This is a genomic window from Bradyrhizobium sp. 31Argb (assembly GCF_043638955.1).
Classification (GTDB): Bacteria; Pseudomonadota; Alphaproteobacteria; order Rhizobiales; family Xanthobacteraceae; genus Bradyrhizobium.
In genome coordinates, this window is the sequence record NZ_JBEGDB010000317.1 from 1 (window position 1) to 8,791 (window position 8,791).

The following is an 8,791-nucleotide window of genomic DNA, read 5'->3' on the forward strand; positions in this document are numbered from 1 at the left end:
GGGGATTTGTTGGGCATACGTTCTCCGTTAGAGAACTGTCCCTAATTTCCCGTGTCTCACTTTTGGGGGGCACTCCATAGACCTTAATGAAAATGTCCCGGGTTGCGCGTTCCGCGCCACCCGGGCTACGCACCTTGGCATAGTGCCCTCGCCGCGCGCCGCGCGCGGTGAAGACGAGACGGCGATCAGTTCTTCTTCATGCCGTCGTCTTTCTTCATCGCATCGTCCTTCTTCATCATCCCGTCGCTTTTCTTCATGCCGTCATGCTTCGACATGGCATCCTTGGACATGGCATCCTTGGACATCGTGTCTTTCTTCATGGCGTCGTCCTTGCCCATCTTGTCCTGAGCAAAGGCTGCGGGCGAGAGCGCGACGCTGACGGCAACGAGAGCGGCGGAGACGCCGAGGCCGATACGGGTCGAGAAGGTCATGGTGGTCATCCTTGCTGAGGGTTGATCATGGAGCGACGTCTGCCGCTCTCACCTCGACGCGGCCGGAACGGCCCTTGTTACTCCCTCACAAAGTCTTGAAGGGGCGTGCGGACCGGAGTTGCCCGAAAATCAGGCACCTGCAGCCATCGGCCGCAGTGTGCGGTGCAGCAATACCCGCCCCTGGTGTGACGCTTGGCGCCAATGCACCGGGCCGCCTCAAACTATCAGACTAGAGAAAATTCTGGCAAAGTTCGCCTAAATGCGGCCCTCAAGTTCCGCCTTATCGCCAATCAAGAACAGCCTTTCCAATGGGAGAAACTTTATGCTCACTCGCCGCCACCTCTTTGCCTCGGCGCTTGCCGCGCCCGCGGTCCTGCGCTTCGGCATCGGTACCGCCCATGCCGCGACCACGCTGAAAATCTCGCACCAGTTCCCCGGCGGGACCATCGACAAGGGCGATTTCCGCGACCGGCTGTGCCGGATGTTCGCCGCCGAGGTGGCGAAGCGCTCGGGCGGCGAGATATCAGCCGAAGTTTATCCGAATTCCTCGCTGATCAAGACCAACGCGCAGTTCTCGGCCATGCGCAAGGGCGCGCTCGACATCAGCCTCTACCCGATGCCCTATGCCGGCGGCGAACTGCCGGAGACCAATATCGGCCTGATGCCGGGCCTGGTCACGACCTACGACCAGGGCCTTCGCTGGAAGAAGGAACCGGTCGGCAAGGCGCTCTCCAACTTCCTGGCAGACAAGGGCATCATCCTCCTGACCTGGGTTTGGCAGGCCGGCGGCGTCGCCAGCCGCTCCAAGCCGATCGTGGCGCCCGAGGACGCCAAGGGCATGAAGGTGCGCGGCGGCTCCCGCGAGCTGGACATGGTGCTGCAGACGGCCGGCGCGGCCGTGCTGTCGGTGCCTTCCAACGAGCTCTATGCGGCGATGCAGACCGGGGCCTGCGATGCCGGCATCACCTCCTCCACCAGCCTGATCTCCTTCCGCCTCGAAGAAGTCGCGAAATCGCTCACCTCGGGCGCCGGCACCTCCTACTGGTTCATGCTGGAGCCCCTGATGATGTCGAAGGCGATCTTCGACAAACTGCCGAAGAAGCAGCAGGACATCATCCTTGCCGTCGGCGCCGAGCTTGAGGCCTTCGGCAAGAAGGGCGCGCAGGACGACGATGTCGAGGTCGCCAAGGTCTACGAGAAGGCCGGCGCCAAGGTCAGCGCGCTTGACGCAACCACCGTCAACAAGTGGCGCGACATTGCGCGCGATACCGCCTGGAAGGACTATGGTGCTAAAACCGCGACGGCTGCCAACCTGTTGAAGCTCGCAAGCGACGTCGCCGCATGATGCATGGTCCGGTCGCGGATCAAGCCGAACGCCAGACCGCCGTCACGGGCAATGTACTCGTGGCGGCGCTGTCACGCGGGCTTGGCATCTGCAACAACATCATCGTCGTCTTCGCGTCCATCGCGCTGATCGCGGCTTGCGTGATCCTGAGCTACAGCGTGCTCGGCCGCGCTTTGTTTCACAGCCCGAACTACTGGCAGGACGAGGCCGCGGTGTTCCTCCTGGTCGGCGCGACCTTCATGACGGCCGCCTATGTGCAAGCCCAGCGCGGCCATGTCAGCATCGAGGCTTTCGTCGGGCTGATGTCGCCGCTCGCCAATCGCATCAGGCTGTGGCTGGTCGATGTCGCTAGCCTCGCCTTCTGCGCCTTCTTTGCGTGGAAGTCCTGGACATTGGCGCATGAGGCCTATGTCGATGGCCAGGTCTCGAACTCGATGTGGTCGCCGCCACTCGCGATTCCCTACGTGCTGATGGCGTTCGGCATGACGCTGCTGTGCCTGCAGCTCCTGCTGCAGATCATCATTCCCCTGATCGGTGGCGCACGCCGATGACCGTGCTTGGGATCGGCATCAGTTACGGGCTTGCCACCCTGTTTGCGATGTTCTCGGGCATGCCCATTGCATTTGCTTTGGGCGCGGTCGCGGTCGTGTTCATGGCGATCTACATGCCGACCGCCTCGCTCGATACCGTGACGCAGAACGTCTACGAGGAAATGGCCTCGATCACGCTGCTGTCGATCCCGCTGTTCATCCTGAAGGGCGCGGCGATCGGCAAATCCCGCGCGGGCCAGGATCTCTATTCGGCCCTGCACGCATGGCTGCATCGCGTGCCCGGCGGGCTTGGCGTGGCCAACGTGTTCGCCTGCGCGCTGTTTGCGGCGATGGCGGGATCCTCGCCCGCGACCTGCTCGGCGATCGGCTCGGCCGGCATTCCCGAGATGCGCAAGCGCGGCTATTCTGGCGGCTTTGCCGCAGGGATCATCGCCGCCGGCGGCACGCTCGGCATCCTGCTGCCGCCCTCGATCACCATGATCCTGTTCGCGGTCGCGGCGGAGAAATCGCTGGGACGCCTGTTCCTCGCCGGCATCGGGCCGGGCCTCTTGCTGGTGACGCTGTTCGGCGTCTACGCGGTGTTCCGTTTCCGTAAAGAGTATGCGGCCGCGCGTGCCGCCTATGACGCGACCGGTACGGACTCCGCAATCCTGCAGCGCGACGAGTTCACGATGGCCGACCGCTTCAATGCGCTCCCGCGGGTGCTGCCGTTCGTGCTGCTGTTGACCGGCGTGATGATCGCACTCTATGGCGGCTATGCGACGCCGTCGGAGACCGCCGGCCTCGGCGGACTGTTGGCGCTCGGGCTGATCGCGGTGATCTACAGCGTCTGGAAGCCGAGCGACCTCGAGCCGATCCTGAAATCCACCATCCGCGAGTCGACCATGCTGATGATGATCATCGGCATGTCGCTGCTCTATTCCTACGTGATGAGCTACCTGCACATCTCGCAATCGGCCGCGGAGGCGATCGTCGCGATGCACTTGCCGCGCTGGGAATTGCTCGTCGCGATCCTGCTCATGGTCGTCGTGCTCGGCTTCTTCCTGCCGCCGGTCTCGATCATCCTGATGACCGCGCCGATCATCCTGCCGCCGCTCCGCGCCGCCAATTTCGACATCATCTGGTTCGGCGTGGTGATGACCATCGTGATGGAGATGGGCCTGATCCATCCACCGGTGGGGCTGAACATCTTCGTCATCCGCAACGTCGCGCCTGATATCCCCTTGAGCGAGGTGATCTGGGGCACGCTGCCGTTCGTGCTCCTGATGATGCTCGCGGTGCTGCTGCTCTGCTTCTTCCCGGGGATCTCGACATGGCTGCCGGATCTCGTGATGGGACTGGAGGGCGTGCGGTAACTCTCATCCGTCATTGCGAGCGAAGCGAAGCAATCCATTGCTTCCACGGACGCAAGCGGCGAGATGGATTGCTTCGCTTCGCTCGCAATGACGGCGGTCAGTTGTAGGGTGGGCAAAGCGAAGCGTGCCCACCACTTCTTGCGGAGTGCGGATGGTGGGCACGCTTCGCTTTGCCCACCCTACGAAGTTAGCGTTTCTTCTTCGCGTTCAGCGCATTGGCGACGCGGCTCACCGGCGGGCGGCCGAGCAGGCGGCTGACTTCGTTCGTCGCGGCGAGCAACCTCTCCATGTCGACGCCGGTTTTGATGCCCATGCCTTCGAGCATGTAGACGACGTCCTCAGTTGCGACGTTGCCGGTCGCGCCGGGGGCGTAGGGGCAGCCGCCGAGGCCGCCGGCGGCGGAATCGATGACGCGGACGCCCTCCTCCATGCCGGCGTAGAGGTTGGCGAGCGCCTGGCCGTAGGTGTCATGGAAATGCATCGCGAGATTTTGTGCCGGTACCTCGCCCGCGACCGCGCGCATCAGGTGCCGCGCCTTGACCGGCGTGCCGACGCCGATGGTGTCGCCTAGCGAGATCTCGTAGCAGCCGAGGTCCCACAACGTCCTGGCGACGTCGACAACCGCCTGCGGCTTGACCTCGCCGTCGAAGGGGCAGCCGAGCACGCAGGAGATATAGCCGCGCACCTTGATGCCATCGGCCTTGGCGCGCGCCAGCACCGGGTTGAACCGCTCGATCGATTCCGCGACCGAGCAATTGATGTTGGCGCGCGAGAAACCTTCGGAGGCCGAGGCAAACACCGCGATCACCTTGGCGCCGGCGGCCTGTGAGGCCTCATAGCCCTTCTCGTTCGGCACCAGCACGTGGAATTCGCCGGGAAGATGGCTCACGCCGCGCAGCACCTGGTCGGAGCCGACCATCTGCGGGACCGCCTTCGGCGACACGAAGGCGCCGACCTCGACGATCGGCAGGCCGGCGCCGATCAGGCGCTCGATGAAAGCGATCCGATCGGCGACGCTGATTGGCGTCTTCTCATTCTGCAGCCCGTCGCGCGGACCGACCTCGACAATACGGACGCTGTCGCTCATCACGCGGCCACCGGTTCGACTTCGGCGAGCTCGACGCCCTCGCCGACGATATCGCCCACCTTGCATTTCAGCTTCTTCAGCACCCCGGCATACGGCGCGCGCAACGTCTGTTCCATCTTCATCACTTCCAGTGTCAGGATCGCCGCGCCCTTCTCCAACGTCGCGCCCTCCTCGGCGAGCAGGGCGACGACGGTGCCCGGCAGCGGCGCCACGATCTTGTCCTCGCCGACATGCTCCTCGGTCTCGCCGCCGAACGGATCGACCCAGTGCAGGTCGAAGCGGCCGTTGCGGGTGCGCAAGTAGAGCTCGTGACCCTCGATGACGGCGACGACACGGGATTTCGTGCCGTCGAGCGTCAGATCAAATCCGTCAACCCCGGACGGCGCCAGCGCGAACTCGCGATCGCCGACCGACACCGTCGACGGCCCGTTGCCATAGCGCAGCGTCACCTTCTGTTCCGCGCCCTGCCCCTGCCGGAACGAGAACACCCGCTGCCGTTGGCCAACCGGCATCCAGCCAAACGTCTGCCACGGCGAATGCGCCTCTTTCCGTGCAGCCTTCTGTTCCTCATTCAAGATCGCAGCCACTGCAGCGCACAGCTCGAACGCACCGGCGGCACCACGTTCTGCCGTCAGGCTCTTCAGTTCGCGCTCGATGAAGCCGGTATCGATCGCATTCGCGACCACGGCAGGATGCGTTACCAGCGCCGACAGGAACGGGATGTTGGTGACGATGCCGCGAACATCGGTCTCTTGGAGCCCGCGATTGAGCTTTTCGATCGCGACCTCGCGCGTCGGCGCCCACGCGATCACCTTGGCCAGCATCGCGTCATAGTATGGCGAGACGTTATCGCCGCTGCGATAGCCGGAGTCGATGCGCAAGCCGTCACCCTCTTGCGGCGTGCGCCAGGTCTTGATGCGTCCGACCGAGGGCATGAAATTCTTCTGCGGATTTTCCGCATAAACCCGCGCCTCGATGGCGTGACCGTTAAGTTTGATTTCGTTCTGGCTCAGCGGCAGCTTTTCGCCGAAAGCGACCCGGAGCTGCCATTCGACGAGATCGACGCCGGTGATCAGTTCCGTGACGGGATGCTCGACCTGCAGGCGCGTGTTCATCTCGATGAAGAACACGTCCTTGCCGTCGGAGACGAATTCGATGGTGCCGGCGCCGACGTAATTGACGGCCGCGGCCGCCTTCCGCGCGGCGGCGCAGACGGTCTCGCGCTGGGTGGCATTCAGCGTCGGCGACGGCGCTTCCTCGATCACCTTCTGGTGCCGGCGCTGCAGCGTGCATTCGCGCTCCCATAGCGAGAGCAGATTGCCGTGGCTATCGCCGATGATCTGCACCTCGATGTGGCGCGGATTCTGGACGTATTTCTCGATCAGCATGCGGTCGTCGCCGAACGCCGCCTTGGCCTCGCGCTTGGCGCTGACGATCGCAGCCGACAGCTCGGCCGCCGAATTCACCACCCGCATGCCGCGGCCGCCGCCGCCGGCGGAGGCCTTCACCAGCACCGGGAAACCAATACGCTCGGCGGCGTTCGCCAGCGTCGCCTCGTCCTGGGCCTCGCCATGATAGCCCGGCACCAGCGGGACATCAGCCTTCTCCATCAGCGCCTTGGAGCCGGACTTCGAACCCATCGCATTCATCATCTCGGCGGTCGGGCCGACGAACACCAGCCCTGCCTCGAGGCAGGCCTGTGCGAATTCAGCGTTCTCGGACAAGAAGCCGTAGCCGGGATGAACAGCCTCGGCGCCGGTCTCGCGCGCCGCTTCGATCACGCGCTGGATGTTGAGATAGCTGTCGCGCGCCCGTGCCGGACCCAGCAGCACGGCCTCGTCGGCGAGCGCGACATGCAGGGCGTCACGGTCGGCTTCGGAATAGACCGCGACGGTGCGCAGGCCCATGGCCTTGGCGGTGCGGATCACGCGGGCTGCGATCTCGCCGCGGTTGGCGATCAGCAGGGTGCGAAAACGCCGGTAGAGCTTTGAGCGGTCCATCGTCACATCCTGAACAGGCCGAATTTCGTCGGCTCGATCGGCGCATTGGCGGCGGCCGAGAGACCGAGGCCGAGCACGAGACGCGTGTCGGCGGGATCGATCACGCCGTCGTCCCAGAGCCGCGCGGTGGCGTAATAGGGATTGCCCTGGCTCTCATATTGCGCGCGGATGGGCGCCCGGAACTTCTCCTCTTCCTCCACCGACCAGGTGTCGCCCTTGGCCTCGATATTGTCGCGCCGGACCTGGCTCAGCACCATCGAGGCCTGCTCGCCGCCCATCACCGAGATGCGGGCGTTCGGCCACAACCAGAGAAAGCGCGGGCTGTAGGCGCGCCCGCACATGCCGTAATTGCCGGCGCCGTAGGAGCCGCCGATCACGACGGTGAATTTCGGCACGCCGGCGGTGGCGACCGCAGTGACGAGCTTGGCGCCGTCGCGCGCAATGCCGCCGGCCTCGTATTTCTTGCCGACCATGAAGCCGGTGATGTTCTGCAGGAACACCAGCGGGATGCCGCGCTGGCAGCACAGTTCGATGAAGTGCGCGCCCTTGAGCGAGCTTTCGCTGAACAGGATGCCGTTATTGGCGATGATGCCGACCGGGAAGCCCCAGATATGGGCAAAGCCGCAGATCAGCGTCGTGCCGTAGAGCCGCTTGAACTCGTCGAATTCGGAGCCGTCGACGATCCGCGCGATGATGTCGTGAACGTCGAACGGCTTGCGGCCGTCGGAGGAGACCACGCCATAGATATCCTCGGCCGGATAGAGCGGCTCGCGCGGCTCGCGCATGTTGAGCGCGGCGCGCGACGGCGGCTTCAATGTGGCGACGATACGCCGGGCAATGCCGATCGCGTGCGCATCGTTCTGCGCGTAATGGTCGGTGACGCCGGATTGCCGCGAATGCACGTCGGCGCCGCCGAGTTCCTCGGCGGTGACGACCTCGCCGGTCGCGGCCTTCACCAGCGGCGGACCGCCGAGGAAGATCGTGCCTTGATTGCGCACGATGATGCTCTCGTCCGACATCGCCGGCACATAGGCGCCGCCCGCGGTGCAGGAGCCCATCACGATCGCGATCTGTGGAATGCCCGCTGCCGACATCTGCGCCTGGTTGTAGAAGATGCGGCCGAAATGCCGCTCGTCCGGAAAAATATCGTCCTGCATCGGGAGGAAGGCGCCGCCGGAATCGACCAGGTAGACGCAGGGCAGATTGTTCTGCCGCGCGATATCCTGGGCGCGCAGGTGCTTCTTCACCGTCAACGGATAATAGGTGCCGCCCTTGATGGTGGCATCATTGGCGACGATGATGCATTCGCGGCCCGCAATGCGCCCCACCCCGGTGATCACGCTCGCCGAATGCACGTCGCCGCCATAGAGGCCATTGGCCGCAAGCGGCGACAGTTCCAGGAACGCGGTGCCGGGATCGACCAGGAGGTCGACGCGGTCGCGCGCCAGCATCTTGCCGCGCGACGTATGCCTGATGCGGGACGCCTCGCCTCCGCCGCCCGCAACCTGGCCGAGCCTGTCGCGGAGCTCGGCGACAAGGCCGCGCATCACCTCGGCATTGCGGGAAAATTCCTGGGATTTGGGATCGATCGTGGAATGAAGCTGCATGTTGCGCTTTTCTGCCGCGTGTTTGGACAATCTTCAAACTAGAATATCGCAGCCTATCGCGCGATAGGCTCAGCCGCCCAAGCCGGATGATCCCGCCTTGCGAAATTTGCCGCCACCGCCGGATTCGAGGCCATGAATCCTCCCATCGCTTTGGGTTTATAACGAAACGATCATACGTTTTTTTATCGGTGTCTCAAGAAGCTCGACCTTGAGCGATTACCAAAGTTATAGCGCATTGATTTCGCTTGATTTTCTGACTATAAACGTACGATCGTTCGCTTGTTTCTGCACTTCTCCAACGCTCCTGCGAGGGCCCCGATGGCGCGCACGATCGGCTCACTGAAATGGACCCCGATTGTGGGACCACGTGCTTAGTTGGAAGGGGCTGCTCCGTTTGATAGACGGAGCGCATGAT

At 63.9% G+C, this 8,791-nt stretch carries 7 protein-coding genes; 3 read left to right on the top strand and 4 right to left on the bottom strand.

Translation table 11 applies throughout. The features are described from left to right. Positions 1-185: 185 nt before the first annotated feature. A complete protein-coding gene (locus AAFX91_RS35740) occupies positions 186-431 on the bottom strand; it encodes a pentapeptide MXKDX repeat protein (RefSeq protein ID WP_130583056.1) in 246 nt (81 codons plus the stop codon). 322 nt (positions 432-753) lie between these two features. On the opposite strand from AAFX91_RS35740, the gene dctP reads away from it, so the two are divergent. Genes dctP through AAFX91_RS35755 form a run of 3 tightly spaced genes read left to right on the top strand, consistent with a single transcriptional unit; the run spans position 754 to position 3,682 of the window. Continuing rightward, complete coding sequence (gene dctP, locus AAFX91_RS35745) at positions 754-1,776, top strand: TRAP transporter substrate-binding protein DctP (protein WP_394569663.1); 1,023 nt, start codon at positions 754-756, stop codon at positions 1,774-1,776. Continuing rightward, the gene (locus AAFX91_RS35750; RefSeq protein WP_130583054.1) at positions 1,773-2,327 is read left to right on the top strand and encodes a TRAP transporter small permease; all 555 of its coding nucleotides are present in this window, start codon (positions 1,773-1,775) and stop codon (positions 2,325-2,327) included. Before dctP ends, AAFX91_RS35750 begins: the two co-directional genes overlap by 4 nt. After that, positions 2,324-3,682: a TRAP transporter large permease gene (locus AAFX91_RS35755; RefSeq protein WP_130583053.1), complete on the top strand. Its 1,359-nt coding sequence runs from the start codon at positions 2,324-2,326 to the stop codon at positions 3,680-3,682. Before AAFX91_RS35750 ends, AAFX91_RS35755 begins: the two co-directional genes overlap by 4 nt. 187 nt (positions 3,683-3,869) lie before the next feature. On the opposite strand, the gene AAFX91_RS35760 is transcribed toward AAFX91_RS35755, so the two are convergent. The 3 genes from AAFX91_RS35760 to AAFX91_RS35770 are packed head-to-tail and all read right to left on the bottom strand — an operon-like array spanning position 3,870 to position 8,376. Continuing rightward, on the bottom strand, positions 3,870-4,769 hold the full coding sequence (locus AAFX91_RS35760) for a hydroxymethylglutaryl-CoA lyase (protein WP_130583052.1): 900 nt from the start codon (positions 4,767-4,769) through the stop codon (positions 3,870-3,872). Further along, positions 4,769-6,769, bottom strand: coding sequence for an acetyl/propionyl/methylcrotonyl-CoA carboxylase subunit alpha (locus AAFX91_RS35765; RefSeq protein ID WP_130583051.1), 2,001 nt, complete (start codon positions 6,767-6,769; stop codon positions 4,769-4,771). Before AAFX91_RS35765 ends, AAFX91_RS35760 begins: the two co-directional genes overlap by 1 nt. 2 nt (positions 6,770-6,771) lie before the next feature. Beyond that, positions 6,772-8,376, bottom strand: coding sequence for a carboxyl transferase domain-containing protein (locus AAFX91_RS35770; RefSeq protein WP_130583050.1), 1,605 nt, complete (start codon positions 8,374-8,376; stop codon positions 6,772-6,774). Positions 8,377-8,791 lie beyond the last annotated feature (415 nt).